Annotated in this window: 29 protein-coding genes; 9 read left to right on the top strand and 20 right to left on the bottom strand. The window is 72.4% G+C overall.

Annotated features, from left to right (window positions below):
• Positions 1–13: 13 nt before the first annotated feature.
• The 7 genes from trpB to ABD999_RS33900 form a co-directional block, all read right to left on the bottom strand.
• Positions 14–1,237 carry a tryptophan synthase subunit beta gene (gene trpB / locus ABD999_RS33930; protein ID WP_148034733.1) on the bottom strand — a complete coding sequence of 408 codons (1,224 nt, stop codon included), beginning with the start codon at positions 1,235–1,237 and terminating at the stop codon, positions 14–16.
• 20 nt (positions 1,238–1,257) lie between these two features.
• Positions 1,258–2,097, bottom strand: a complete 840-nt coding sequence (gene trpC, locus ABD999_RS33925) for an indole-3-glycerol phosphate synthase TrpC (RefSeq protein ID WP_148032628.1) — start codon at positions 2,095–2,097, stop codon at positions 1,258–1,260.
• Positions 2,098–2,222: 125 nt separating this feature from the next.
• Complete coding sequence (locus ABD999_RS33920; RefSeq protein WP_148032629.1) at positions 2,223–2,654, bottom strand: DUF2752 domain-containing protein; 432 nt, start codon at positions 2,652–2,654, stop codon at positions 2,223–2,225.
• Between the two features lie 6 nt (positions 2,655–2,660).
• A complete protein-coding gene (locus tag ABD999_RS33915) occupies positions 2,661–3,230 on the bottom strand; it encodes a CD225/dispanin family protein (RefSeq protein WP_148032630.1) in 570 nt (189 codons plus the stop codon).
• 227 nt (positions 3,231–3,457) lie between these two features.
• A complete protein-coding gene (locus ABD999_RS33910; RefSeq protein WP_271278721.1) occupies positions 3,458–4,036 on the bottom strand; it encodes a Trp biosynthesis-associated membrane protein in 579 nt (192 codons plus the stop codon).
• A complete protein-coding gene (gene hisI, locus ABD999_RS33905) occupies positions 4,037–4,408 on the bottom strand; it encodes a phosphoribosyl-AMP cyclohydrolase (protein ID WP_219543443.1) in 372 nt (123 codons plus the stop codon).
• 86 nt (positions 4,409–4,494) lie between these two features.
• Positions 4,495–4,836: an STAS domain-containing protein gene (locus ABD999_RS33900; RefSeq protein ID WP_148032633.1), complete on the bottom strand. Its 342-nt coding sequence runs from the start codon at positions 4,834–4,836 to the stop codon at positions 4,495–4,497.
• Positions 4,837–4,976: 140 nt separating this feature from the next.
• Here ABD999_RS33900 and ABD999_RS33895 point away from each other — a divergent pair, with 140 nt between their 5' ends.
• Both ABD999_RS33895 and ABD999_RS33890 read left to right on the top strand, forming a co-directional pair.
• Positions 4,977–5,804, top strand: a complete 828-nt coding sequence (locus tag ABD999_RS33895; protein WP_148032634.1) for an MEDS domain-containing protein — start codon at positions 4,977–4,979, stop codon at positions 5,802–5,804.
• Positions 5,797–6,180 carry an ATP-binding protein gene (locus ABD999_RS33890; RefSeq protein ID WP_148032635.1) on the top strand — a complete coding sequence of 128 codons (384 nt, stop codon included), beginning with the start codon at positions 5,797–5,799 and terminating at the stop codon, positions 6,178–6,180. Before ABD999_RS33895 ends, ABD999_RS33890 begins: the two co-directional genes overlap by 8 nt.
• 5 nt (positions 6,181–6,185) lie before the next feature.
• Here ABD999_RS33890 and ABD999_RS33885 read toward each other — a convergent pair whose 3' ends face one another.
• Both ABD999_RS33885 and ABD999_RS33880 read right to left on the bottom strand, forming a co-directional pair.
• Positions 6,186–7,973, bottom strand: coding sequence for an ABC transporter ATP-binding protein (locus ABD999_RS33885; protein ID WP_148032636.1), 1,788 nt, complete (start codon positions 7,971–7,973; stop codon positions 6,186–6,188).
• Positions 7,970–9,778 carry an ABC transporter ATP-binding protein gene (locus tag ABD999_RS33880; protein WP_271278724.1) on the bottom strand — a complete coding sequence of 603 codons (1,809 nt, stop codon included), beginning with the start codon at positions 9,776–9,778 and terminating at the stop codon, positions 7,970–7,972. Before ABD999_RS33880 ends, ABD999_RS33885 begins: the two co-directional genes overlap by 4 nt.
• A gap of 115 nt (positions 9,779–9,893) precedes the next feature.
• Here ABD999_RS33880 and ABD999_RS33875 point away from each other — a divergent pair, with 115 nt between their 5' ends.
• The 3 genes from ABD999_RS33875 to ABD999_RS33865 all read left to right on the top strand — a co-directional run bounded on the left by ABD999_RS33875 (position 9,894) and on the right by ABD999_RS33865 (position 12,335).
• Positions 9,894–10,535, top strand: coding sequence for a TIGR03085 family metal-binding protein (locus ABD999_RS33875; protein WP_219543440.1), 642 nt, complete (start codon positions 9,894–9,896; stop codon positions 10,533–10,535).
• A gap of 215 nt (positions 10,536–10,750) precedes the next feature.
• Complete coding sequence (locus ABD999_RS33870) at positions 10,751–10,912, top strand: hypothetical protein (protein ID WP_187281247.1); 162 nt, start codon at positions 10,751–10,753, stop codon at positions 10,910–10,912.
• A 61-nt stretch (positions 10,913–10,973) separates the two neighbouring features.
• Positions 10,974–12,335, top strand: a complete 1,362-nt coding sequence (locus tag ABD999_RS33865) for a glutamine synthetase family protein (protein ID WP_271278722.1) — start codon at positions 10,974–10,976, stop codon at positions 12,333–12,335.
• On the opposite strand, the gene hisF is transcribed toward ABD999_RS33865, so the two are convergent.
• The 9 genes from hisF to hisD are packed head-to-tail and all read right to left on the bottom strand — an operon-like array spanning position 12,332 to position 18,309.
• Entirely contained in the window at positions 12,332–13,093 is a 762-nt protein-coding gene (gene hisF / locus ABD999_RS33860; protein WP_271278723.1) for an imidazole glycerol phosphate synthase subunit HisF, read from the bottom strand. The two genes, ABD999_RS33865 and hisF, sit on opposite strands and share 4 nt — an antisense overlap.
• Positions 13,090–13,485, bottom strand: coding sequence for a Rid family hydrolase (locus tag ABD999_RS33855; RefSeq protein ID WP_246639251.1), 396 nt, complete (start codon positions 13,483–13,485; stop codon positions 13,090–13,092). The genes hisF and ABD999_RS33855 overlap by 4 nt, the downstream gene beginning before the upstream one ends.
• A gap of 31 nt (positions 13,486–13,516) precedes the next feature.
• A complete protein-coding gene (gene priA, locus ABD999_RS33850) occupies positions 13,517–14,239 on the bottom strand; it encodes a bifunctional 1-(5-phosphoribosyl)-5-((5-phosphoribosylamino)methylideneamino)imidazole-4-carboxamide isomerase/phosphoribosylanthranilate isomerase PriA (RefSeq protein WP_148032641.1) in 723 nt (240 codons plus the stop codon).
• Positions 14,239–14,568, bottom strand: a complete 330-nt coding sequence (locus ABD999_RS33845; protein ID WP_148032642.1) for a hypothetical protein — start codon at positions 14,566–14,568, stop codon at positions 14,239–14,241. Before ABD999_RS33845 ends, priA begins: the two co-directional genes overlap by 1 nt.
• A complete protein-coding gene (gene hisH, locus ABD999_RS33840) occupies positions 14,561–15,196 on the bottom strand; it encodes an imidazole glycerol phosphate synthase subunit HisH (protein ID WP_187281248.1) in 636 nt (211 codons plus the stop codon). Before hisH ends, ABD999_RS33845 begins: the two co-directional genes overlap by 8 nt.
• Positions 15,193–15,348: a hypothetical protein gene (locus ABD999_RS33835; protein WP_187281249.1), complete on the bottom strand. Its 156-nt coding sequence runs from the start codon at positions 15,346–15,348 to the stop codon at positions 15,193–15,195. Before ABD999_RS33835 ends, hisH begins: the two co-directional genes overlap by 4 nt.
• Positions 15,345–15,938 carry an imidazoleglycerol-phosphate dehydratase HisB gene (gene hisB, locus ABD999_RS33830; RefSeq protein WP_148032644.1) on the bottom strand — a complete coding sequence of 198 codons (594 nt, stop codon included), beginning with the start codon at positions 15,936–15,938 and terminating at the stop codon, positions 15,345–15,347. Before hisB ends, ABD999_RS33835 begins: the two co-directional genes overlap by 4 nt.
• A complete protein-coding gene (locus ABD999_RS33825) occupies positions 15,935–17,005 on the bottom strand; it encodes a histidinol-phosphate transaminase (RefSeq protein ID WP_271280438.1) in 1,071 nt (356 codons plus the stop codon). The genes hisB and ABD999_RS33825 overlap by 4 nt, the downstream gene beginning before the upstream one ends.
• Positions 17,002–18,309, bottom strand: a complete 1,308-nt coding sequence (gene hisD, locus ABD999_RS33820; protein ID WP_148032646.1) for a histidinol dehydrogenase — start codon at positions 18,307–18,309, stop codon at positions 17,002–17,004. Before hisD ends, ABD999_RS33825 begins: the two co-directional genes overlap by 4 nt.
• A 226-nt stretch (positions 18,310–18,535) precedes the next feature.
• Between hisD and ABD999_RS33815 the strand changes: the two genes are divergently transcribed.
• Positions 18,536–18,727: a hypothetical protein gene (locus tag ABD999_RS33815; RefSeq protein WP_148032647.1), complete on the top strand. Its 192-nt coding sequence runs from the start codon at positions 18,536–18,538 to the stop codon at positions 18,725–18,727.
• A 59-nt stretch (positions 18,728–18,786) separates the two neighbouring features.
• The gene (gene ligD, locus ABD999_RS33810) at positions 18,787–19,791 is read left to right on the top strand and encodes a non-homologous end-joining DNA ligase (protein ID WP_148032648.1); all 1,005 of its coding nucleotides are present in this window, start codon (positions 18,787–18,789) and stop codon (positions 19,789–19,791) included.
• A gap of 12 nt (positions 19,792–19,803) precedes the next feature.
• Here the strand turns inward: ligD and ABD999_RS33805 are convergent, their stop codons facing one another.
• On the bottom strand, positions 19,804–20,943 hold the full coding sequence (locus ABD999_RS33805) for an MFS transporter (RefSeq protein ID WP_345483068.1): 1,140 nt from the start codon (positions 20,941–20,943) through the stop codon (positions 19,804–19,806).
• Positions 20,944–21,001: 58 nt separating this feature from the next.
• On the opposite strand from ABD999_RS33805, the gene ABD999_RS33800 reads away from it, so the two are divergent.
• A complete protein-coding gene (locus ABD999_RS33800) occupies positions 21,002–21,745 on the top strand; it encodes an AraC family transcriptional regulator (RefSeq protein WP_148032649.1) in 744 nt (247 codons plus the stop codon).
• 18 nt (positions 21,746–21,763) lie between these two features.
• On the top strand, positions 21,764–22,258 hold the full coding sequence (gene ybaK / locus ABD999_RS33795) for a Cys-tRNA(Pro) deacylase (protein ID WP_148032650.1): 495 nt from the start codon (positions 21,764–21,766) through the stop codon (positions 22,256–22,258).
• A gap of 4 nt (positions 22,259–22,262) precedes the next feature.
• Here the strand turns inward: ybaK and ABD999_RS33790 are convergent, their stop codons facing one another.
• Entirely contained in the window at positions 22,263–24,473 is a 2,211-nt protein-coding gene (locus ABD999_RS33790; protein ID WP_271279072.1) for a transglycosylase domain-containing protein, read from the bottom strand.
• Positions 24,474–24,515 lie beyond the last annotated feature (42 nt).

The following is a 24,515-nucleotide window of genomic DNA, read 5'->3' as shown; positions in this document are numbered from 1 at the left end:
GTGGTCCTGGTCGTCAGAGGTTGAAGTACTTCATGGCCGTGCCCATGTCCTTGTCGCCGCGCCCCGAGAGGTTGACCAGGATGGTCGCCTCGGGGCCCAGCTCCCGGCCGAGCTCCAGCGCGCCCGCGAGGGCGTGGGAGGACTCGATGGCCGGGATGATGCCCTCGGTCCTGGCCAGCAGCGAGAACGCCGCCATGGCCGCGTCGTCGGTGACGCCGTGGTAGGTGGCCCGGCCGCTGTCCTTGAGCCAGGCGTGCTCGGGGCCCACGCCCGGATAGTCGAGGCCGGCCGAGATCGAGTGGGACTCGATCGTCTGCCCCTCCTCGTCCTGCAGCACGTAGGTGCGCGAGCCGTGGAGCACGCCGACCGTGCCGGCGGTGAGGGTCAGGGCGTGCTCGCCGCTGTCGAGACCCCGGCCCGCGGCCTCGTAGCCGTGGAGCTGGACGCCCTCGTCGCCGACGAAGGCGTGGAAGATGCCGATGGCGTTGCTGCCGCCGCCGACGGCGGCGCACACCGCGGTCGGCAGCGCGCCGGTCAGCTCCAGCATCTGGCGGCGGGCCTCGACGCCGATGATGCGGGCGAAGTCGCGCACGATCTCCGGGAACGGGTGCGGGCCCGCGACGGTGCCGAACAGGTAGTGGGTGGTGTCGACGTTGGTGACCCAGTCGCGGAACGCCTCGTTGATGGCGTCCTTGAGCGTCTTGGAGCCGTTGTGGACCGGGACGACGGTGGCGCCGAGCAGCTTCATCCTGGCGACGTTGAGCGCCTGGCGCTCGCAGTCGACCGCGCCCATGTAGATCACGCACTCGAGGCCGAGGAGCGCGGCGGCGGTGGCGGTGGCCACGCCGTGCTGGCCCGCTCCGGTCTCGGCGATCACGCGCTTCTTGCCGAGGCGCTTGGTGAGCAGGGCCTGGCCCAGAACGTTGTTGATCTTGTGGGCGCCGGTGTGGGTGAGGTCCTCGCGCTTGAGTATGACCCGCGCGCCGCCGGCCTGCTCGCTGAAGCGCCGCACGTCGGTGAGCGTGGTGGGCCGGCCCGCGTACGTGCGCAGCAGGTGGTCGAACTCGCGCAGGAACCGCGCGTCGGCGCGCGCCTCGGCGTAGGTGCGGGCGACCTCGTCGAGCGCCGGGATGAGCGCCTCGGGCACGAACCGGCCGCCGAAGATGCCGAACTTGCCGTGCACATCGGGATCGTCGCCGTGGACGCCGTTGCCGGCGAGATCGGCGGCGGTAAGGATCGTGCCTTCGTTTGCCACTGCTATCCCTCTGCTCCGTGATCCGGGCGTGTCGCCGGGTGGGCGCCTGCGGTCACCAGCGCCTCCACGGCCTTGCGCGGGTCCTTGCCGGTGACCAGGCTCTCTCCCACCAGCACCGCGTCGGCGCCCCATCTGGCGTAGGCGAGCAGGTCGTGCGGGCCCCGCACACCCGACTCTGCGATCTTGATGACATTATCGGGGATCTTCGGCCCCAACTTGCTGAAGACGTCGCGGTCGACTTCGAGAGTTTTGAGATTGCGGGCGTTGACCCCGATGACGCGGGCGCCCGCCGAGACGGCCCGGTCGAGCTCCTCCTCGGTGTGGACCTCGACGAGCGGGGTGAGCCCGATGGACTCGGCGCGCTCGATCAGCGACACCAGCGCCTCCTGCTCCAGGCAGACGACCATGAGCAGCGCCAGGTCGGCGCCGTGGGCCCGGGCCTCCCAGAGCTGGTAGGAGGTGAGGATGAAGTCCTTGCGCAGGATGGGGATGTCGACCCGGGCGCGCACGGCGGCCAGGTCGTCGAGGCTGCCGCCGAACTTGTGCCGCTCGGTCAGCACGCTGATCACGTGGGCGCCGCCCGCCTCGTAGTCGGCCGCCAGCGCCGCCGGGTCGGCGATCGCGGCCAGCGCACCCTTGGACGGGCTGGAACGCTTCACCTCGGCGATCACCGAGACCCGGTCGCCGCCCAGCGCGGCGAGCGCGTCGCGGGGGGCCGGCGCCCGCTCGGCGCGCTGCTTGAGCTCGCCGAGTGACACGGTCTGCTGGCGTGCGGCGAGATCGGCACGCACCCCGTCGAGGATGTCGTCGAGGACACTAGGTCCTTCCGTCCGCTCACTCACGCGCTTAGGGTCCCTCCGGTCGGCAGTGGGGGTGGAGACCGGTAGTTCGCAAGGCGTCCGCTCCCGGCCCCGTACTCTGCGATGGTATCGGCCCCGGCGAGGTCGGCTCGCCACAGGGGGGTTGACTAGGGAGCCAGGAACACCCCGAATGGGAGATTGCGGACGACCCAATAAAGAATCACCATTGCCAGGAACGCCCACAGGTAAGCGGGGTGGGCGAGCGTGGTGCGCCGCGGTCTGCCGCGCCACGCGTTCACCATCCACCGTCCCCACCAGAACAGCAGGAAGGGGACCATCGCCAGGGCCAGCGGGTTCAGGCCGAGCGCCGTCACCGGGTCGAGATGGGCGAGTGCGTGGATGGTGCGCAGCGTGCCGCACCCGGGGCAGTAGAGGCCCGTCGCCCACAGGAAGGGGCAGGTCGGGTAGTTGCCCGGCTGGTTGGGGTCGATCGTGCCGACGACCGCGAAGACGGCGCCGGCGGCCGCGGCCACACCGAGCGGCGCGAGCACTGCCTTGAGCCGGTCAGCGCCGCGCCGATCGAGGTTCGCGTCGGTCATGGTTATTTAGTACGTGCCATAGGTGGTCGTGACGCTCGCGGCGATGATCATGAAGAAGACGATGTAGCCCACGATGATGAGGGCGTACATCGCGATGCCCGCGATCAGCGACCGCTTCCACCAGGTCTTGGCCTCCTCGGACGCGGCCATGGCACCCTGCATGTCGCCGATCTGCCACTTCTGGTTGACCTGCGTCGACTTGACGATCGAGACGATGCCCAGGGGCAGGCAGCAGAACAGGGTCGTCAGGATGGCGGCGACCAGGTGGTTGTCCGGCGGGGTGCCGTATCCGCCGGGCTGCTGGCCGTAGCCGGGAGGCGGACCGCCGTAGCCGCCGCCGCTCGGCGGCTGCTCGCCGTAACCGCCGTAACCGCCACCGCTCGGGGGCTGCTGACCGTAGCCACCGCCGCTCGGGGGCTGCTGGCCGTAGCCGCCACCGCTGGGCGGCTGCTGACCGTAACCACCGCCGCTGGGCGGCTGCTGACCGTAGCCGCCACCGCTCGGGGGCTGCTGACCGTAACCGCCACCGGGCGGCTGGGCGCCATATCCGCCGTCGCCCTGGTTTCCGTAACTCATGTCCCTTTAACTCCTCATATCGTTAGTTCGTGGTGAGGTGCGCGCGGCAGCCTAGCGACAAACCATGGGCGACATGCAATAACGTTCAGCTTGCGGACAACTTGTAATCCGCCTGCAAAACTTCAGTAACCGGCCGACGCGGTCGCGGCGGGACCGGGCAGCGTCACCATCATGCCGCCGGCGGCCTGGGCGGACAGGCCCGGAGAGACATCCGTACGTGAACGAACTCAGCGCGATTCGGTGGGGTCGTCCCCGCGGTCGAGCGCGTCCCACAGGGCCCTGTCACCGTCGGCCTGGGGCCGGGGGCGGTCGGCCGCTCGCTCGTACCGGTCGGACATGCCGGCCCACCTGCCGCCGCGGATGACGGCGAGGACCCCGCCGGCCAGCATCAGCAGCGCGCCCAGCCCGGCGGCGGCGGGCCACGCTGTCACGACGTCCCACTCCAGCGGGCCCGCCGCGCTGAGCACGTTGTGCCCGCGCAGCCAGGTCTCGATCCCGGCCCGGCCGGTGGCGCCCCACGCCGCGGCCGCCGCGCCGATGCCGCACAGCGCCAGCAGGGCGCCGACGACGCGCCGTCCGGCGCCCTTGGTGGCCAGCACGGCGACGACCCCGGCCAGCCCCGCCAGGGCGAGCGGGGTCAGCACCGGGCTCAGGTCACCGCCGGTGGGGACCGTCAGCTCGCCGCTCGCCCGTACGCCGTCCACCCAGGGGCGGCCCGCGGCGAGCAGCACCAGGAGGCAGCCCGCGGCCGTGAGCGCCACCCACAGCCACAGCTCCCGCCGGCCCGCGCCCTGCCCGGAGCCCATCTACCGCTCCGCGGGCGCGGCGGCGGCGCCCTGGACGGCCTGCAGCCGGTCGGCGTCGAAGCAGGTGCGGTCGCCGGTGTGGCAGGCCGCGCCGACCTGGTCGACCCGGACCAGCAAGGTGTCGCCGTCGCAGTCGAGCGCGACCTCTCGCACGTACTGGACATGACCGGACGTGTCGCCCTTGACCCAGTATTCCTGGCGGCTGCGGGACCAGTACGTGGCCCTGCCGGTGGTGAGCGTGCGATGCAGCGCCTCGTCGTCCATCCAGGCGAGCATGAGCACCTCACCGGTGTCGTGCTGCTGGACGATCGCGGGCACCAGCCCGTCGCCGTCGCGCTTCAGTCTCGCGGCGATCTCGGGATCAAGCGGCATGCCGCCATTCAACCAGCCCCGCGGCGCGCTCCCGCACTCCCCCGTGCCGTGCGCCCTCCCCGTGAGCTCCAGGACGCGCGCGAAGGTCAGTCGAGGGCCTGGGAGAGGGTGTCGTAGATGGGGAAGAGCGGGGCCAGGTTGGTGCGGCGGAGCCGGCGCAGGACCTGGCCGTCCGGTGCGACCAGCGCCATGGTGCCGTCGCGTTCGCGCAGGGCGGCGAGCTGGCGCACCAGCACGCCCAGGCCCGTGGTGTCGATGAAGGTCAGCCTGCTGAGGTCGACGACCAGGCGCGGGCCGTGCGCCCGCACCGCCTCGGCGAGGCACGTGCGCACCTCCGACACGTTGTCCGCGTCGACCTCGCCGGCCAGGCTGACCACGGTCCGCTCGCCGTGTTTCCGGCGAGTCATCTGCAGCAGTTCCAACGCCATGCTCCTCACGCCCTGTGACAAGGCGGCCCGCGTCGAAGCTACACCTTTCCTTGGTCCGTCACTGACTGTTTTACGGAGAACGCACTGCGTGATATCGCTCCGACCGGTATCTTCGAGACCACGCCGATAGGGAGCGCATCGTGGTCCGTGTCACCGGCTCCGCCCTCGACCCCGACCTGGGCGATCACGTATGCCTGCCGTTCCTCGGCGACCGGGAGCGGCGGGCCGCGACCCGGCTGTTCACGCTCAACGGGCTGCGCCGCCGCACCAAGGTGCTGATCATCACGCACGCCGACTCCCCCGACCGCACGCGGGCGTGGCTGACGCCGCTGGTGCCGGGGTTCCGCGAGGCGGAGTCGGCCGGGCGGATCGAGATCGCCGGCACGCGTCTGACCGGCGGCCGGCCGGATCCCTGCCGGGCGCTCGACCGGCTGGAGGCCGCCGGGGAGCGGGCTCTCGCCCAGGGCTACCGGGGGCTGTACGCGCTGGTCGACGCCTCGTGGGGAGTGCACGACCCGCCGGGGCAGGTGGCGTCCGAGTCGGCGGTGAACGCGCTGTTCGGGCGGTGCGGGCTGGCGGCCGTCTGCCAGTACGACCGGGCGCTGTTCCCCTGTGAGGCGCTCGACAGGGTGACGGGCGTGCACCCGATCTCGCCGGAGCAGGCGCTGCTGCGGTACGCCGCCACGTCGTCGCCGCCGGGGCTGCGGCTGCGGGGCGACGTCGACCTGACGAACCGCCAGGCGTTCGCCTCGATCCTGGCGCCGCTGCGGGCGGAGCGGGACGAGGTCGTGATCGACGCCACGGAGCTGGACTTCATCGACGCGGGCTCGGCGCAGCTGCTGGTGGCGATGGCCCTGGCCAGGCGGCCGGGGCGGACGGTGGTGGCGTGCGGCAGCCCGCTGGCGCGGCTGCTGCGCCTGCTGAAGGCGGGCGACGCCCTCGGCGTGCGCCCGGCCGGTGATGTGTAGGCAGATACTCTCGCAGACTTTCGCGCGCGGCCGGATCACGCTGCTGCGCAAGATGGTCACGGCCCGCGCAGCCCAGGAGGGGCTGGCGGGCCGGCGGCTGGAGGACTTCGTGGTGGCGGTCAACGAGGTGACCACGAACGCGGTCCTGCACGGCGGGGGCGGCGGGCGGCTGCGCCTGTGGTGGCAGCACGGGCGGCTGTGGTGCGAGGTCGCCGACGACGGCCCCGGCCTGCCGCCGGGCTGGTCCACCGCCTCGCCCCCGCCCGCCGCGTTCGAGGCGGGCGGGCGCGGCCTGTGGCTCACGCGGCTCCTGTGCGAGCAGCTCACGATCGTCTCGGGTCCCGGCGGGACGACGGTAACCTTCGCGGCGTCGTGAGCCGGTCAGGAGCGGGCGGCGGAGATCCAGGAGGCGTGCAGGTCGGCGTACACGCCGGGCTCGCCCACCAGTTCCGCGTGCGGGCCCCGCTGGACGAGCCGGCCGCCGTCGAAGACGAGGACCTCGTCGGCGTTCTCGGCGGTGGACAGGCGGTGCGCGATGGTGACGGCGGTGCGTCCGCGGGTGACGCCTTCCAGGGCCCGGGCCAGCCGCACCTCGGTGGCCGGGTCGACGGCCGAGGTCGCCTCGTCGAGCAGCAGCAGGTCGGGGTCGGCCAGGTAGGCGCGGGCCAGCGCGACGAGCTGGCGCTCGCCCGCCGACAGCGACTCGCCGCGCTGGCCGACCGGGGTGTCGAGGCCGGCGGGCAGGCCTTCCAGCCAGTCGGCCAGGCCCAGCTCGGTGAGGGCGAGCGTGATCTCCTCACGGGTGGCCGACGGCTTGCCGTACAGGATGTTCTCCTGGAGCGTGCCGTCGAACAGGAAGCCGTCCTGCGGCACCATGACGATGCGCTCGCGCAGCGAGGAGAAGCGGACGCCGCGCAGGTCGTGCCCGTCGACGAGGACGCGGCCCGAGACCGGGTCCATGAGACGGGTGAGCAGCTTGGCGAAGGTGGTCTTGCCCGAACCGGTCTCACCGACGACGGCGAGGCGTGAGCGGGGCGGGATGTCCACGGTGACCTCGCGCAGCACAGGCGGGCCGCCGGGGTAGGCGAAGGTGACGTCCTCGAAGGCGACGGAGATGGGGCCGCGCGGCGGCGCGGTGCCGTCGTCGCCGGGATCGGCCACGTCGGCGGGCGTGTCGATGACGCCGAGCACCCGCCGCCAGCCCGCGATGGCGTTCTGCGCCTCGTTGAGCACCTCGGTGGCGGTCTGCATCGGCGCCACGAACAGCGTGATGAGGAACAGGAAGGCGACCAGCTGTCCGGCGGTGATGTCGCCCGACAGGCCGAGCCGCACGCCGAGCAGCACGATCCCGGCGATGGCCAGGGCCGCCACGATCTCCGTCAGCGGGAACACGAACCCGACGATGGTCTGCGCCTTGACCTGGGCGGCCTTGTTGGCGTCCACGGCCTGGTCGATGCGCTCGGCGGTGCGCCGCTCGGTGGCGTAGGCGCGGATCACGGCGGCGCCCACGACGGACTCGCTGACCGCGGCCAGCATGTCGCCGGTGCGCTCGCGCACCCGGGTGTAGGCGGCCGACAGCCAGCGCTGGAAGCGCGGCAACGCGATCATCAACGGCACGAAGCAGGCCCACACCAGCAGCGTGAGCTGCCAGGAGTAGACGAACATCAGCACGGAGGCGATGATCAGCTGCCCGAAGGCCATGATGATCATCAGCCCGCCCCACTGCATGAACGTGCTGATCTGGTCGATGTCGTTGGTGACGCGGGAGACCAGGGCGCCGCGCCGCTCGGTGTTCTGGGTGAGCACGGACAGGTCGTGCACGTGCCGGAAGCCGCGCACCCGCAGCGTGGCCAGCGACGACTCGGTCGCCTTGTAGAGCCGGACGTTCATCAGGTACGCGGCCGCCGCGGTCAGCAGCACCGCCATGGCGCACACCGCGACCATCCGGGTGATGTACGGCAGATCCGGATGGCCGGTGGCGATCCCGGTGTCGATGGTCTGCTGCACGGCCAGCGGAACGATGATCTTGCCGCTGGTGGCGATCACGGCCAGCACCAGCGTGACCCCCAGGCCCTTGCGGAACTCGGGGGTCAGCGACAGTCCTTGCCGGACCACGCCCCAGGCGGATCTCTCGGCACCGGCGCCGATGCGCCCGCTTTCGACGGTCATGCGCTGATCTCTTCCTCTTCGAGACCGGGCCGCCGGTCGGTGTCCGTGTCTGTGTCGAGCGTGGCCCGTTCCAGCTCCTCGCGCTCGTAGGCGGTCACCAGGTCGCGGTAGCCGGGGCAGCGGTCCAGCAGTTCCGCGTGGGTGCCGCGGTCGGCGACCCGGCCCCGGTCGAGGAAGACGACCTCGTCGGCGAGCGCGATCGTGGCCATCCGGTAGGCGACGACCACGACGGTCGACGCCTGCGACCGGTCTCGCAGCCCGTACAGGATCCTGGCTTCGACCTGCGGGTCGACGCTGGACGTGGCGTCGTCGAGTATGAGCAGGCGGGGCTCGCGGACGACCGCCCTGGCCAGCGCGAGGCGCTGGCGCTGGCCGCCGGACAGGGTGGTGCCGCGCTCGCCGACGTGGGTGCCGAGGCCGTCGCCGAGCCCGGCGACGAAGCCGTCGGCCTGCGCCAGGCGCAGCGCCCGCCACACCCGCTCGTCGTCGACGGGCAGGCCGAGCGCGATGTTGCCGCGTACGGTGTCGTCGAAGAGGAACGTCTGCTGCGGCACCAGCGCCACCGACTCGGCGATGCCGCCGTAGGGCAGGTCGCGCAGGTCCACGCCGTCGAGCCGGACCTGGCCCGAGGCGGGGTCCACGAGGCGGACCAGGAGCTGCACCAGCGTGGACTTGCCGGAGCCGGTGGGCCCGACCAGGGCGACGGTGCGCCCGGCGGGCACGTCGAAGCTGACCTCGTGCAGCACCTCGGTGTCGCCGTAGGCGTAGGAGACGTCCTTGACCTCCAGGGACGCGGGGCCGTCGGGCCGGGACGCGGTCTCGCCGTAGGTCATGGAGCCCTCGGCGTCCAGCACGGCCTGCACCCGGCCCCAGCCGACGACGCTGCGCGGCAGCTCGGCCAGCACCCAGCCGAGCGCCCTGATCGGGAAGGACAGCAGCGTGAACAGGTAGGCGACCTGGACGAGCTGCCCGGAGTCGATCGAGCCGGTGGACAGCCGCAGCGCGCCGACGGCCAGGACGGCGAGCACGCCGAGCGTCGGCAGCGCCTCCAGCAGGGGGTCGAACAGGCCGCGCACCTTGCCGACGGCGATGTTGGCGTCGCGCAGCTCGTGGGCGCGACGGCGGAACCGGTCGGTCTCCAGCTCCTCCCTGCCGAGCGTCTTGACGACGAGCGCGCCGTCGAAGCTCTCGTGGGCGATCTCGCTCACCTCGGCCCGGAGCTGCTGGGCGCGGGTCACGAGAGGGCTGAGCCGGCGCTGGTAGACGAGGTTCAGCAGCGCGATGGCCGGGAAGATGAAGAAGCCGACCAGGGCGAGCATGAGGTCGGTGAACAGGATGCCGATCGCCGCGGTGAACAGCATGACGACCACGCCGACGGCCATCGGCAGCGGCGCCAGCGGCGCCCACGCGGCCTCGGCGTCGGAGCTGGCGTTCGACAGCAGCTGGCCGGTGGGGTGGCGGTGGTGCCAGGACAACGGCAGGCGCAGATACTGCTTGGTGACGTCGCGGCGGGAGCGGGCCTGCATGCGATACTGCATCAGCCCGGCCAGGATGCGCCGCCCGGCCACGCCCAGGGCCTTGAGCAGGGCGGTCCCCATGATGAGCAGCACGCCGGTCCAGAGCGCGCCGGTGGTGACCTCCCCCCGGTCGAACGCGGCGAGCACGACGTTCTGGGTCGCCCAGCCGAGCGCCCAGGCCGAGGCGACGGTCATCCCGCCGTAGACGGCGCTCGCCAGCACGGCGAAGGTGAACACCACCTTCTCGGTGCGAATGGCCACCCCAAGGACGCGAAGCCCTTGACGCATGACGGCCGAGGTGACCTTGTTCGCCACTCGGAAAATTCCTTTCACACCCGACGTTTCTACGTAAGTCACTATCACGTCTGATCGCCCCGTTATTCCCACAGGTAGGGTTGACGATGTGACTCACGCCCGTAGCGAACGCGCCGCACTCTGCGACCTGCTCGACCAGCTCGGCCCCGGAGAGCCGACCCTCTGCGAGGGCTGGGACACCTACGACCTGGCCGCGCACCTGGCGCTGCGCGAGCGCCGGCCCGACGCGATGCCGGGCATCGCGGTGCGCGCGCTGGCCGGCCACACGGCTTCGGTGCAGCGCGGGCTGAAGGCCAAGCACCCGTTCCCCGCGCTGGTCGCCCTGGTGCGCAAGCCCGGCGGCGTGTACGGGCTGCTGCCGTTCCTCGACACGGCGGTCAACACCATGGAGTTCTTCGTCCACCACGAGGACGTGCGGCGCGCCCAGCCGGGCTGGGAGCCGCGCGAGCTGCCCGCCGACTTCGAGGATCTGATCTGGAAGCGGCTGTCGGCCATGGCGAAGATGATGCTGCGCCGCGCCCCCGTCGGCGTGGTGCTCCACCGCCGCGGCGGCGGCGGGGCCAGGTCCGTGGTCCTGGGCGGCGCCCAGCAGGGTCCCAAGGTCGAGGTGAGCGGAACGGCGAGCGAACTGTTGCTTTTCTGCTTCGGCCGCCAGGCGCATTCCCGGGCCGAGCTGAGCGGCGACGCCGACGCGATCGAGCGGCTGAGGAGCGCCCGGCTGGGCGTCTGACCAGGGGCGGGGCATGGTGACGAGGGTCACGGCACACCCTCACCTGCGACGCCCGAAAACCCTTGCGCGGAAGGCGCTCCCGCGGCGCCGGCAGGCCGTACCATGGGCCAGAGACAAGCCCCCCGGTTAGGATCATGAACATCTTCACAGAAGATGCAAGGTGATCGCCCAGATCCGGGTATATACGGCTGGGAACGGACTGCAGGAGGCCCCCCATGCAGGTCAAGAAGGTGCTCACGTACGTGTTGGTGGCGTTCGTGGTCTTCTACCTGTTCACCCGGCCGGCCGAAGCCGCCGCCGCGGTCAACGGAGTATTTGACGGAATCATCAACGGAGCCAACCAGTTGGCTGTCTTCTTTACCAATGTCTTGACCTGATAGTCGGTCCTGTCTGCGGGAGATGCTTCCCCGCGCCGCCCAGACGTGTTACGCAGGCAGGATGACAGATCGTCCAGGCGCCAACACGCTCCACCAGCCCGACCCCGGGGTCAGGCGCATCCTCGAGCGAGCGGAGCTCGAAGGCGTGGAGCTGATCCGCTTTCTGTACGTCGACCACGGTGGCGTCGTCCGCGGCAAGGCCGCCTCCCGGTCGCGTCTCGCGGAGCGGCTCACGTCCGGCATCGGGCACACGGTGGCCATGATGGCGATGAACATGCTCGACCAGTTGCAGGACGTCGAGCACATGGGTCCGGTGGGCGAGGTGCGCATCGTTCCCGACCCCTCCACCTACGTCACCCTCCCCCACGCGCCCGGCGCGGCCGCGATGCTGTCAGACCTGCGCCTGCCCGACGGCTCCCCCTGGGAGGCCTGCTCGCGCTCCTTCCTCAAGGACGCGGCGGCCTCACTCGCGGCCGAGGGCTACCTGCTGCTGGCGGCCTTCGAGCCGGAGTTCACGCTCGGCCGCCGGCTCCCCGATCCGTCCGGCGGGCCCGACCGCCTGGTGCCGATCGACGACTCCCTCTGCTACGCGGGCACCGGCTTCGACACCGCGCACGACTACACGATCAAGCTGATCCGCGCCCTGGAGACCCAGGGGCTGCGGGTCGAGCACTGCCATCCCGAGCTCGGCCCCGGCCAGCAGGAGCTGTCCGTACGCCACGCGCCCGCGCTGCGCGCCGCCGACAACCACGTGCTCTACCGCGAGACCGTGCGCGGGGTCGCCATGCGCATGGCGATGTGGGCGTCGCTCGCCCCCAAACCGCTGGCCGACCAGGCGGGCAACGGCGCCCATCTGCACCTGTCGCTGTGGCGCGACGGCACGAACGTGTTCGGCGAGGACGGCGACGTGCGCGCCTGGTTCATCGGCGGGCTCCTCGCCCACCTGCCCGCGCTGACCGCGCTCACCTGCGGCAGCGTCAACAGCTTCCGCCGCCTGGCGCCGCGCAGGTGGTCGAGCGCGTACGCCGTCTACGGCCCCGACAACAGGGAGGCGGCGGTCCGCGTCTGCTCGCCGCTGGGCGAGCTCGGCGAGCCCAACCTGGAGCTGAAGCCGTCCGACTCCTCCGCCAACCCCTACCTGTCGCTCGGCGCGGTCATCCACGCGGGGATGGACGGCATCCGCCGCAAGCTCGACCCGGGCGAGCCGGTCACGGTCGACCCCGACACCCGCCCCGGCCTCTACCCGCGCCTGCCCGCCTCCCTGGACGAGGCGCTCGACGCGCTGGAGGCGGACGAGACGCTGACGGAAGCGCTGGGCCCGCTGCGGCGCGACGCCTTCCTCGCGGTCAAGCGCTCGGAGGCGGCCGCGTTCGCCGGACGGGACGCCTCCTACGAGTGCTTCCAGCACATGCGGGTGTTCTAGCGGACCGGGTGGCCGGCCGCCCGGAGGGTGTCCTTCACCTCGGCGATCTTCAGCGTGCCGAAGTGGAACACGCTGGCGGCCAGCACCGCGTCGGCGCCGGCCGCCACGGCGGGAGGGAAGTCCTCCAGGCGCCCGGCCCCGCCGCTGGCGATCACCGGCACCCGCACGACGGCCCGGACCGCGCGGATCATCTCCAGGTCGTAGCCGTCGAGGGTGCCGTCGCCGTCCATCGAGTTGAGCAGGATCTCGCCCACGCCCAGTTCCTCGCCCCTGGCCGCCCACTCCACCGCGTCGATGCCGGTGCCGCGGCGGCCGCCGTGGGTGGTGACCTCGAAGCCGCTCGGCGTGCCCGGCGCCCGCCGGGCGTCGACCGACAGCACCACGCACTGCGCGCCGAACCGGCGCGACGCCTCGGTGAGCAGCTCCGGCCTGGCGATCGTCGCGGTGTTGAGCGACACCTTGTCGGCGCCCGCGCGCAGCAGCCGGTCGACGTCGTCGGCCGACCGCACCCCGCCGCCCACGGTGAGCGGGATGAACACCTGCTCGGCCGTGCGGCGCACGACGTCCAGCATGGTGTCGCGCTCACCTGAGGAGGCGGTGATGTCGAGGAAGGTCAGCTCGTCGGCGCCCTCCTCGTCATAGCGCCTGGCCAGCTCCACCGGGTCGCCCGCGTCGCGCAGGTTCTCGAAGTTGACGCCCTTGACCACCCGCCCGGCGTCGACGTCCAGGCAGGGGATCACTCTGACGGCTACGGTCATGCTCGTTGTGCCTCTATCTCGATCTCTACCAGCATCCTCGGGTCGACCAGGCCGGCCACCCGCACTCCGGTGCAGGCCGGACGGACCTTGCCGAACACCTCCGCGATGGCCTTGCCCACCTGGTCGAAGTGGCGCTGATCCACCACGTAGTAGCGCACCATGACGACGTCCTCGCGGGACAGCCCGCCCTTCACCACGGCCTCCAGCGCGATCTCCATCGCGGTGAGCGCCTGATGGTAGGGGTCGCCGACGTGGCGGACCTCCCCCTCGACGGTGGAGGTGCAGCCCGACACGATGACCCGGTCTCCGGCGATGACCGCTCGCGCGTATCCGTACTTCTCCTCCCAGACGCCGCCCGAAAACACCCGCGTGCCGATGCTGTCCATGCTCATGGTGCCCATCACGCCCCCTCCCGACAGGGATCTAACTGCGGACAGTGGCCAGTGCGCTCTCCAGCGTGAACGCCTGGGCGTACAGGGCCCTTCCCACGATGGCACCTTCCACGCCGTCGGGGACGAGAGAAGCCAGTGCGGACAGGTCGTCGAGCGAGGAGATGCCGCCGCTGGCCACGACGGGCCTGTCGGTGCGTGCGCAGACCTGCTTCAGCAGGTCGAGGTTGGGGCCCTTGAGCGTGCCGTCCTTGGTCACGTCGGTGACCACGTAGCGGGGGCAGCCGTCGGCCTCCAGCCGGTCGAACACCTCCCACAGGTCACCGGCGTCCTCGGTCCAGCCGCGGGCGGCGAGCGTGGTGCCGCGCACGTCCAGGCCGACCGCGATCTTGTCGCCGTGCTCAGCGATGATCTTGCGGCACCACTCGGGGTTCTCCAGCGCGGCCGTGCCGATGTTGACCCGGCGGCAGCCGGTGGCCAGCGCCGCCGCCAGCGACTCGTCGTCGCGGATGCCGCCCGACAACTCCACGTTCACGTCCAGCCGGCCGATCAGGTCGGTGATCAGCTCGCGGTTGGAGCCGCGGCCGAAGGCCGCGTCCAGGTCGACCAGATGGATCCACTCCGCGCCCGCCTCCTGCCAGGCCAGCGCGGCGGCCAGCGGCTCGCCGTAGCCGGTCTCGGTCCCGGCCTCACCCTGGACGAGGCGTACGGCCTCGCCGTACGCGACGTCCACGGCGGGGAGCAAAACGAGCGACATCAGGTCCTCCGGTCGAAAGCGAGTGTGACGAGTACGGGGAGCAGGAGCAGGGAGCAGACGAACACGCCGAAGGTCACCAGCGGCGAGCCCCACATCAGCCAGGCCAGCACCTGCACGAGGAGGAAGCCCAGCGCGACCGCGGCGTTCTGGGCGCGGTGGCGGCGGGCCAGCAGCCCGCCCTGCCGCGCGACCCGGACCGGGCGCGGCACCAGGCGGGCCAGTGCCGCCCTGCGACGGGCGCGGCGGGCCTGGCGCTCCTCGTTGAGGCGGATGGCCCGCGCCCGCGCGGCCTCGCGCTCGGCGCGGCGGCGCGCCCGCTCCTTACTCAAGGGTGCCGAGCCAGTTGCTCAGCAGCGCGGCGCCGGCGTCGCCGGACTTCTCCGGGTGGAACTGGGTGGCCATCAGCGGGCCGTTCTCGACCGCGGCCACGAACGGCACGCCGTGCTCGGCCCAGGTGACCACCGGCTCGGCGAAGCCGTCGCCGGTGCGCAGCTCCCACTCGCGCACCCCGTAGGAGTGCACGAAGTAGAAGCGGGTGGCGGGGTCGATCCCGGCGAACAGCACGCTGCCCGCCGGCGCCTTGACGGTGTTCCAGCCCATGTGCGGCAGCACCGGCGCGTCGAGCCGCTCGACCGTGCCCGGCCACTCGTCGCAGCCGGCGGTCTGCACGCCGTGCTCGACGCCGCGGGCGAACAGGATCTGCATGCCGACGCAGATGCCCAGCACCGGCCGGCCGCCGGCCAGCCGCCTGCCGACGATCTGGTCGCCGCGCACGCCTTTGAGACCGGCCATGCACGCGGCGAACGCGCCGACGCCCGGCACCACCAGGCCGTCGCACTCCAGCGCGGCGTCGAAGTCGGAGGTGACGGTCACATCGGCGCCGACCCTGGCCAGCGCCCGCTCGGCCGAGCGGAGGTTGCCGGACCCGTAGTCGAGCACCACGACGTTCTTGCTCACCACCACATCACCCCCGCGAACAGTGCCATCGCCGCGCCCAGCCCGCACACGGCGGCCCCGACCTTCATGCCCTGCTTGATCAGCGAGACCACGCCGCCGATGAGGAACAGGCCGAGGAACACCATGATGACGGCGATCGCGTTTTCGGTCATAGCACGCCCTTGGTGCTCGGCACCCCGGTCGACCGCGGGTCACGCTCCGACGCCGCGCGCAGCGCCCTGGCCAGCGCCTTGAACTGCGCCTCCACGATGTGGTGGGCGTTGCGGCCGTACGGGACGCGGACGTGCAGGCAGATGGCGGCCTGGGCGACGATCGACTCCAGGATGTGGCGCGTCATCGTGGTGTCGTAGTCGGGGCCGATCATCGGGGCCATGCCCTCGGGCTCGGAGTGGACCAGGTAGGGGCGGCCGGACAGGTCGACGGTGACCTCGGCGAGCGCCTCGTCGAGCGGGCACGACGCGCTACCGAACCGCCTGATGCCCGACTTGTCGCCCAGCGCCTCGCGGAGCGCGGCGCCCAGCGCGAGCGCGGTGTCCTCGATCGTGTGGTGGGAGTCGATGTGCAGGTCGCCCTCGGTCTTGACGGTCAGGTCGATCAGCCCGTGCTTGCCGATCTGCGCCAGCATGTGGTCGAAGAAGCCGACCCCGGTGGACACGTCCACGGCGCCCGTGCCGTCGAGGTTGACCTCGACCAGGACGGACGTCTCCTTCGTCGTGCGCTCGACGCGGCCTACGCGACTCACAGAACTCCCTCCATGGCGGCGCGGAACGCCGCCATTTCCTCACCGGTGCCGATCGACACCCTCAGCCATTCGGGCGGGCCCACCTCGCGGATGAGCACGCCCCTCGCCAGCAGTCCCTCCCACACCGCGCGCCGGTCGGGGAAGCGCCCGAACAGCACGAAGTTGGCGTCGGAGTCGGCGACCGCCAGCCCCTTGGACCGCAGCCAGTCAACCGTAGCGTCACGCTCCCGCCGCAGCGCGTCGACGGTGCCCAGCAGCTCCGCGCGGTGGCGCAGCGCCACCAGCGCCGCCGTCTGGGTGAGCGTCGACAGATGGTACGGCAGCCGCACCAGCAGCAGCGCCTCCACCACGGCGGGGTGGGCGGCCAGGTAGCCCAGCCGGGTGCCGGCCATGGCGAACGCCTTGGACATGGTGCGGGTGACGATCAGCCTGGGGTGGCTCGGCAGCAGGGTGAGCGCCGACGGCGTGCCCTCGCGGGCGAACTCGGCGTAGGCCTCGTCGACCACGACCATGCCGGGCGCCGCGTCCAGGATCGCCTCGATCGTCTCCAGCGGCTGGGCGGTGCCCGTCGGGTTGTTGGGCGAGGCCACGAACACGACGTCGGGCCGGTGCTCGCCGATCGCCGCCACGACCTTGCCCGGGTCGAGCGAGAAGTCCTCCTCGCGGGCGGCGTGGATCCACTCGGTGCTGGTGCCGGTCGTGATGATCGGGTGCATCGAGTAGGAAGGCTCGAACCCCAGCGCGCTGCGGCCGTGGCCGCCGAACGCCTGCAGGATCTGCTGGATGATCTCGTTGGAGCCGTTGGCCGCCCACACCTGCGCGGTGGTCAGGCCGTGGCCCAGGTAGTCGGCCAGCGCGGCGCGCAGCTCGACGGCGTCTCTGTCGGGGTAGCGGTTGAGCTCGCCCGAGACCCTGCCGACCGCCTCGGCCAGGTCGGCGACCAGCTCGGCGGACGGAGGATGCGGGTTCTCGTTGGTGTTGAGCCGCACGGGGACGTCGATCTGCGGCGCCCCGTAGGGGCTCTTGCCGCGCAGGTCGTCGCGGATGGGCAGGTCGTCCAGGTTCATGACGGCACCTGCCAGTCGAAGCGGGCGCGGATCGCGGCGCCGTGGGCGGGCAGGTCCTCGGCGTCGGCCAGCACCGACACGTGGGCGGCCGCCTCGGCCAGGGCCTCACGGGTGTAGTCGACGACGTGGATGCCGCGCAGGAAGGTCTGCACCGACAGCCCGCCGGAGTGGCACGCGCAGCCGCCGGTGGGCAGCACGTGGTTGGACCCCGCGAGGTAGTCGCCCAGCGAGACCGGGGCGTACGGGCCGACGAAGACCGCGCCGGCGTTGCGTACCCGGGCGGCCACGGCGGCGGCGTCGGCGGTCTGGATCTCCAGGTGCTCGGCGGCGTAGGCGTCGACCACCTTCAGGCCGGCGTCGAGGTCGTCGACCAGCACGATCGCGGACTGGCGGCCGCGCAGCGCCTCGGCGATGCGCTCGCTGTGGCGGGTGGCGGCCACCTGGGCGGGCAGCTCCTTCTCCACGCCCTCGGCCAGCTCCTCGCTGTCGGTGACGAGGACGGCGGCGGCGATGACGTCGTGCTCGGCCTGGCTGATCAGGTCGGCGGCGACGTGCACCGGGTCGGCGGTGGCGTCGGCCAGGATCGCGATCTCGGTGGGGCCGGCCTCGCTGTCGATGCCGATGCGGCCCTTGAGCAGCCGCTTGGCCGCGGCCACCCAGATGTTGCCGGGGCCGGTGACCATGGTGGCGGGCGGGCACTCCTCGGTGCCGTAGGCGAACATGGCCACGGCCTGGGCGCCGCCCGCGGAGTAGACCTCGTCGACGCCGAGCAGCGCGCAGGCGGCCAGGATCGACGGGTGCGGCAGGCCGCCGAACTCTCGCTGGGCGGGGCTGGTCACCGCCAGCGAGGGCACCCCGGCCTCCTGGGCCGGGACGACGTTCATCACCACCGACGACGGGTAGACGGCGCGCCCGCCGGGCACGTAGAGGCCCACGCGGTCGACCGGCACCCACCGCTCGGTGACGGTGCCGCCGGGCACCACCTGGGTGGTGACCTCGGTGCGGCGCTGGTCGCGGTGGACCAGCCTGGCGCGGCGGATGGACTCCTCCAGCGCGGCCCTGACCTTCGGGTCGAGCCCGGCGAGCGCCCCGGCGATCGCCTCGGCGGGCACCCGGGTGGTGGAGATCTCGACACCGTCGAACCTGGCGGTCAGCTCCCGTACGGCTGCCGCCCCGCGATGGCGCACGTCCTCGCAGATGGGCCGCACCTTCTCCAGGGCGGCCTCGACGTCGAGCTCGGCGCGGGGCAGCACGTCGCGCAGGTCCGCAGGAAGGGACCCGCGCATGTCGATACGGGAAATCACCCCCACAGTCTACGGAGTCCAACCCCTGAATCCGCTTCCGTCCAGCATGCGGACACTCCGGGCGAGCCCAAGAGGGACGGCCGGGTAAAACCCGGCGCTGACGCCTCCCCATGATCCGAGGGAACTGACACACCCGCCCTTTGACGAGCCTTTCCCTCCGGCCATCGGACTTTATGTCTACTTTGTCATTACTTGTGCTTTACCTACATCTTTGTACGATCCTGGCATGGCGATCTGGCGTGCCCCGGGCGGCATCGTGGTGGAGGCCATCGTGCTCGACGACCGGCCGCTCCTCCGCATCTCACACGACATCGGCGGCCGCCTCTACCTGCAGGGATACTGCGCCAGCGTGACCGAGCTCGCCCTGCACGGGGTCGACCTGGGCCAGCTCGTCGAGGACGGCCACGCCCCGGCTTGACCGAACTGTCAGGTTATTTCGGGTTACGTCCACGACCCAGCCGGGGTATGGCACCGGTCATGGCGCCGCTGCCCACCTATGCGCCGATGCTGGCCCAGGCCGGCGCGCTGCCCTCCGCCGACCAGGACGAATGGGCCGTCGAGATGAAATGGGACGGCGTCCGCGCGATCGCCTACATCGCCGGCGGCACCGTCCGGCTGATGTCGCGCAACGCCAAGGACATCACCTCCGCCTATCCCGAGCTCCAGCTCATGGCCGGCGCCACCGGACGCCGCCAGGCCGTCGTCGACGGCGAGATCGTCGCCTTCGACGAGGCCGGCCGCCCCAGCTTCGGCGCGCTCCAGCCGCGCATGCACCAGCGCAACCCGGTCAGCGTCGCCGAGCTCGCCCGTACCGTGCCCGTGACCTTCATGGCCTTCGACCTGCTGCACCTCGACGACGACCCCGTCATCCAGCTGCCCTACACCGAACGCCGCGAGCTGCTGGAGACCGTCTTCACCCCCGGCTACCGCTGGCAGGTACCCGTCCGCTTCCACGACCACGCCGAGGACGCCTTCGCCTCCTCCCGCCGCCTCGGCCTCGAAGGCGTCGTCTGCAAGCGGCTCGCCTCCCCCTACCGGCCCGGCAGGCGGACCGGCGAGTGGACCAAGGTCAAGAACGTCAGCGCCGTCGAGGTCGTCATCGGCGGCTGGAAGCCCGGCTCCGGGCGGCGCTCAGGCACCATCGGCTCCCTGCTGCTCGGCTCGTACGACGACGCCGGGCGCCTGCTGTTCATCGGGCACGTCGGCACCGGCTTCACCGAGTCCATGCTGGGCGACCTGCGCCGGCGCCTGGCCCCGCTGGAGCAGGACGACCCGCCCTTCGCCGAACCGGTCCCGCGCGAGCACGCCCGCGACGCCCACTGGGTGCGGCCCGTCATGGTCGGCGAGGTCCAGTACGCCGAGGTGACCGGCGACCACCGGCTGCGCCACCCTTCCTGGCGCGGCCTGCGCCCCGACCGGCGGCCGGGCGAGGTCCGCCTGATCGGCCCCGGCTCGCCGGGCGGCGCCTCCGCCGTCGGCTGACCGCGGCGGCCGTCAGGTCTCGCTCGTGACGGCGGGCCTGGCCGGCTCCGCCAGCGTGCGCGACAGCAGCCAGGCCGGTATCGCGACCAGCGCCAGACAGCCCAGCGCCACCCGCAGCGACACCGTCTCCGCCACCCAGCCGACCAGCGGGCTGGCCAGCCCGCCCGCGCTCACCGCCAGCCCCAGCGTCACCCCGCCCGCCGTGCCCACCCGCCGCGGCAGATAGTCCTGGCCCAGCGTCACGTGCAGCGAGAACGGCGCGTACAGGGTGATCGCCGCCGCCGCGACGAACACGTACATCAGCGGCCCCGGCGCCAGCACCACCCCGGCCACCGCCGGCACGCTCGCCGCGTACGCCGCCCGCATCGCCCGCACCCGGCCCCACCGCGCGGCCAGCCTGCCGCCCAGCACCGTGCCCACGGCCCCGCCCCCGAACAGCACGAACAGCGCCACCACCCCCGCCGCCCCGCCCCCGGCGTACAGGGCCACGAAAGCGCTCAGCCCCACGTACACCACCGACCGGAAGACGATCACCAGCGTCAGCCGGGCGAACGACGCCCAGTCGTCGCGCCCCGACGCCTCCGCCGCCGCGCCGCGCGCCGCGCCGCGCCCCGACAGCGCCCGGATCACCGGCAGCGTCACCAGCGCGCCCACCACCCCCGGCACCACCAGCCACGGCGAGGCGCCCAGCCCGCCCACCGCCAGCAGCGGCGTCACCAGCACCGGCGCCGACGCGAACCCCAGTGTCCCGCCCAGCGAGAACCAGCTCATCCGCACGTGGCTGCCCGCGCTGGCGATCCTCGCCAGCCGCGCCGACTCCGGGTGGTACGCGGCCACGCCCAGCCCCGACAGCGCCACCGCCAGCCAGGTCAGCGCGTACGAGTCCGTCACCCCGCTCAGCGCCACCCCGAGCCCCGCCGTCACCATGCTGGCCGGGATCAGCCACGGCATCCGCCACCGGTCCGCCAGCGCCCCGAACACCGGCTGCACCACCGACGACAGCAACGTCGCGGCCAGCACCACGCCCGACACCGCCACGTACCCGTAACCCCGCTCGGCCACCAGGAACGGCACCAGCGCCGGCACCGCCCCCTGGTAGACGTCCACCCCGGCGTGGCCGGCCGCCAGCATCCCCACCTTGTTCGCCCGCACGCCCCCGATCATCGCCGGGGCCCGGGATGGCGCGCTTCCGATAAAGTGCCAACTTGTCATGGAAATCCGCCATCTGCCGCAGGCGCCCACCGGCCTCCGCCCCCTGGCGCCGGGAAGCGGCATCGACGCCCACCGCCACGACACCCACCAGATCGTCTACGCCCGCCACGGCGTCCTCTCCGTCACCACCGGCGCCGGCACCTGGGTCGCCCCGGCCAACCGCGCCATCTGGATCCCGGCCGGCACCGTGCACGAGCACCGCGCCCACGGCGCCACCGAGGTGCGGCTGGTCGGCCTCACCGCCAACCCGCTGGGCCTGGGCCGCCCCGCCGTCCTCGCCGTCGGCCCGCTGCTCCGCGAGCTGATCATCGCCTACACCGGCGAGGCGGCACAGGCCGGCCCGGACGGCGGGGAGCGCGGGCGGCTGCTCGCCGTGCTCCTCGACCGGTTGCGCCGCTCCCCCGAGCAGCCGCTGCACCTGCCCACGCCGCGCGACCCGCGCCTGGCGGCCGTCTGCGCCGCGCTGCACGCCGACCCGGCGGACCCGCGGACGCTCGCCCGGCACGCCGCCGACGCGGGCACCAGCGACCGGACCCTGGCCAGGCTCTGCCGGGCCGAGCTCGGCATGACGTTCCCGCAGTGGCGCACCCAGCTCAGGCTGCACCACGCGCTGCTGCTCCTGGCCGAGGGCGGCGCCGTCACCCAGGTGGCGCACCGGTGCGGCTGGTCGTCGGCGAGCGCGTTCATCGACGCGTTCCGGCGGGCGCTCGGGTACACCCCCGGCCGCGCTTTTACATTGTAGATTCGCTACACTCGTCCTGTGGGCAAGTCGAAGACCAAGGGCGGCACCCCCGCCACCGTCGCGCTGGAGCGGGCCAAGGCGGAGTTCACGCTCCACCCGTACGATCACGACCCCGCCGCGCAGGCCTATGGCGAGGAGGCCGCCGACGCGCTCGGCGTCCCCTACGAGCGGATCTTCAAGACCCTGGTGGCCGAGACCGAGGGCGGCCTGGCCGTCGCGGTGGTGCCGGTGGCGGGCAAGCTCGACCTCAAGGCGCTGGCCTCGGCGCTCGGCGGCAAGCGCGCGGCGATGGCCGACGCGGCCAAGGTGGAGCGGGTGACGGGCTACGTGGTGGGCGGCATCAGCCCGCTCGGGCAGCGCAAGCGGCTGCCGACCGTGGTCGACTCCTCGGCACTGGAGTTCGAGACGGTCTACTTCTCGGCCGGCAAGCGCGGGCTGCAGATCGAGACCGCGCCGGCCAGCCTGATCGAGCTGACCGGGGCCGTGACGGCGCCCATCGGCAAGCCCGCCTGACGCCTCACCACCGGTCGCGCGGCGGGTGCCGCCGCTCGCCGAGCAGCCATTCGATGATCTTGCGGTGCCGCTTGGAGATCGGGTGGTCGCGACCGCGGCGGTCGCCCCTCTCGCGCGTCTCCCCCAGCTCCTCCGCCAGCGCCTCCTCCAGGCCCGGCGTGTGACCGCCGCCGAAGCGCGACATGTCGGGGCCGTGGAAGCCCCGGTTCTCCTCGCCCCGCAGCGCCCGCCGCATCGAGTCCACCCAGATCGGGCCCGGCAGCGAGGCGCCCTGCACCGAGCCGTAGTACTGGCCGCCGATCTCCACGTTCCTCAGCGGGTGGCGGTAGGAGCCGCGGATGTCGCCGACGCTGACCGCGGCGGCGAGCCGGGGCGTGTAGCCGGCGAACCAGGCCGAGGTGTAGCCGTTGTTGGTGCCGGTCTTGCCGGCGGCGGGCATGCCGGGGTCCTGGCCGCGCATCGTGCCCTTGTCGAACACGCCGGTCAGCACGTGGCTGACCGCGTCGGCGACGGGCCGCTCGATCGCCTGGTGGCAGTCGGGCCGCACGCGGGTGCGCCGGTCGTTCCTGTCGGCGATCTCCACGATGGCGAGCGGGCGGCAGTACCGGCCGCGGGCCCCGAGCGCGGCGAACGAGGCCGCGACCGTGAGCGGGTCCATCTCGTTGACGCCCAGCGTGAACGTCGGCACCTCGCGCAGCGGCCGCCCGTCGGCCCTGACGACGCCGAGCTCCCTGGCGGTCTTGACCACGTCGCACAGGCCGACCTTGCGCTCCAGCATCATGTAGAAGATGTTGACCGACTTCCAGGTGCCGGTCTCCAGGCTGTGCGGGCCGCCGTCGCTGCCCTCGCCGCCGGCGTTGAACACCTGCGCCGACGGGTCGTTGACCGGCTTGCCCGCGCAGTCCCGGTAACCCTTCGAGGGCACCAGCGACCCCGGGGTGTCGAACCCGTCGCCGAACCGCCAGCCCTCCTTGAGCGCGGTGACCAGCGTGAACACCTTGAACGTGGAGCCCGCCTGCAGCCCCTGCCCGCCGCCGTGCCGGACGTCGGCGACCAGGTTGTAGGTGGTGCGCGGGCCGCCCTTCTTGCCCGGCCCGACCTTCTTGCTGGCGGCCATCGCCCGGATCCAGCCGGTGCCGGGCTCCACCATCGCCTCGGCGGCCACCTCGGTGTCGTCGGGGTTCACCCGTTCCCTGATGGCCCGCTCCGCGGCCTTCTGCGCCTTCGGGTTCAGGCTGGTCCTGATCACCAGCCCGCCGCGTTCCATGCGGGCCCGCCGTACCGCCGCCGTGCTGCCGAAGACCTCGTTCGTCAGCAGCTCGCGGTGCACGTACATGCAGAAGTACGGATGCTCGCTCTGCGAGCAGCCGCCGGGCTCGGGCTTCAGCTTCAGCCCGAGCGGGCTGGCCTTGGCCTCGGACGCCTGTTCGCGGGTGATCAGCTTGAGTCCCGCCATGCGGTCGAGCACCAGGTCGCGGCGCTCCTTGAGGCGCGCGCGCTGCGCGCGGCCGATGGACGGGTCGGTCGAGTACGGGGTACGCACGGCGCCGGCCAGGGTGGCCGCCTCGGTGAGGGTCAGCTCGGCGGCGGAGGTGGAGAAGAAGCGCCTGGCCGCCGCCTCGACGCCGTGCGCGCCGGCGCCGAAGTAGGCGATGTTCAGGTACTTCTCCAGGATTTCGCCCTTGCGGTACTTGCGTTCCATCGCCAGCGCCAGCCGCAGCTCGTGGATCTTGCGGGAGACGCTGGGGGCGCGGGCCCGGTCCCGTTCCTCCTCGGTCTTGGCGCTCTCCACCAGGATGTTCTTCACCAGCTGCTGGGTGAGCGAGGAACCGCCCTGCTTGATGGAGCCCGCCCGGGTGTTGGCGATGAGCGCCCGGAGGGTGCCGATGACGTCCATGCCGCCGTGCTCGTAGAAGCGGGCGTCCTCGATCGCCACGATGGCCTGCCGCATCACCGGCGCCACCTGGTCCAGCCGCACCGTGGTCCGGTTGGCCTGGTAGAACTGGGCGAAGGTGTGCCCGCTCGCGTCCACCAGCCGCGTCACCTCGCTGAGCGGCTCCTCGCGCGGCGCCGGCGGCAGGTGCGTGAAGGTGTCGGCGGTGCCCTTCGCGGCCAGGCCCGCCCCGGCGACGACGGGCGCGGCGAACGCCGCGACCAGCACCCCGCCGAGGGCGCCCACCATGCCGAGCGTGGCGATGGATGTGCGGACAGTCACGACATTGATGTGCGACCGCCCGATCCCCGGCAAACGCCCGAT

The sequence above is a fragment of the Nonomuraea ferruginea genome (genome assembly GCF_039540635.1).
Taxonomy (GTDB): Bacteria; Actinomycetota; Actinomycetes; order Streptosporangiales; family Streptosporangiaceae; genus Nonomuraea; species Nonomuraea ferruginea.
This window is presented reverse-complemented; position numbering and strand designations above follow the sequence as displayed.

Coding starts and splice junctions, on each gene's coding strand:
- ABD999_RS33890 (WP_148032635.1), top strand. CDS start 5,797: ATGTGTAGGCAGATACTCTCGCAGACTTTCGCGCGCGGCCGGATCACG.
- ligD (WP_148032648.1), top strand. CDS start 18,787: ATGGCGCCGCTGCCCACCTATGCGCCGATGCTGGCCCAGGCCGGCGCG.
- ABD999_RS33910 (WP_271278721.1), bottom strand. CDS start 4,036: ATGGGCTCCGGGCAGGGCGCGGGCCGGCGGGAGCTGTGGCTGTGGGTG.
- ABD999_RS33835 (WP_187281249.1), bottom strand. CDS start 15,348: ATGACCGAAAACGCGATCGCCGTCATCATGGTGTTCCTCGGCCTGTTC.
- ABD999_RS33920 (WP_148032629.1), bottom strand. CDS start 2,654: ATGACCGACGCGAACCTCGATCGGCGCGGCGCTGACCGGCTCAAGGCA.
- hisF (WP_271278723.1), bottom strand. CDS start 13,093: ATGACCGTAGCCGTCAGAGTGATCCCCTGCCTGGACGTCGACGCCGGG.
- ABD999_RS33865 (WP_271278722.1), top strand. CDS start 10,974: ATGACAGATCGTCCAGGCGCCAACACGCTCCACCAGCCCGACCCCGGG.
- ABD999_RS33870 (WP_187281247.1), top strand. CDS start 10,751: ATGCAGGTCAAGAAGGTGCTCACGTACGTGTTGGTGGCGTTCGTGGTC.
- ABD999_RS33885 (WP_148032636.1), bottom strand. CDS start 7,973: ATGACCGTCGAAAGCGGGCGCATCGGCGCCGGTGCCGAGAGATCCGCC.
- ABD999_RS33815 (WP_148032647.1), top strand. CDS start 18,536: ATGGCGATCTGGCGTGCCCCGGGCGGCATCGTGGTGGAGGCCATCGTG.
- ABD999_RS33900 (WP_148032633.1), bottom strand. CDS start 4,836: ATGGCGTTGGAACTGCTGCAGATGACTCGCCGGAAACACGGCGAGCGG.
- ABD999_RS33915 (WP_148032630.1), bottom strand. CDS start 3,230: ATGAGTTACGGAAACCAGGGCGACGGCGGATATGGCGCCCAGCCGCCC.
- ABD999_RS33855 (WP_246639251.1), bottom strand. CDS start 13,485: ATGAGCATGGACAGCATCGGCACGCGGGTGTTTTCGGGCGGCGTCTGG.
- hisI (WP_219543443.1), bottom strand. CDS start 4,408: ATGCCGCTTGATCCCGAGATCGCCGCGAGACTGAAGCGCGACGGCGAC.
- ABD999_RS33880 (WP_271278724.1), bottom strand. CDS start 9,778: ATGCGTCAAGGGCTTCGCGTCCTTGGGGTGGCCATTCGCACCGAGAAG.
- priA (WP_148032641.1), bottom strand. CDS start 14,239: ATGTCGCTCGTTTTGCTCCCCGCCGTGGACGTCGCGTACGGCGAGGCC.
- ABD999_RS33800 (WP_148032649.1), top strand. CDS start 21,002: ATGGAAATCCGCCATCTGCCGCAGGCGCCCACCGGCCTCCGCCCCCTG.
- ABD999_RS33825 (WP_271280438.1), bottom strand. CDS start 17,005: ATGAACCTGGACGACCTGCCCATCCGCGACGACCTGCGCGGCAAGAGC.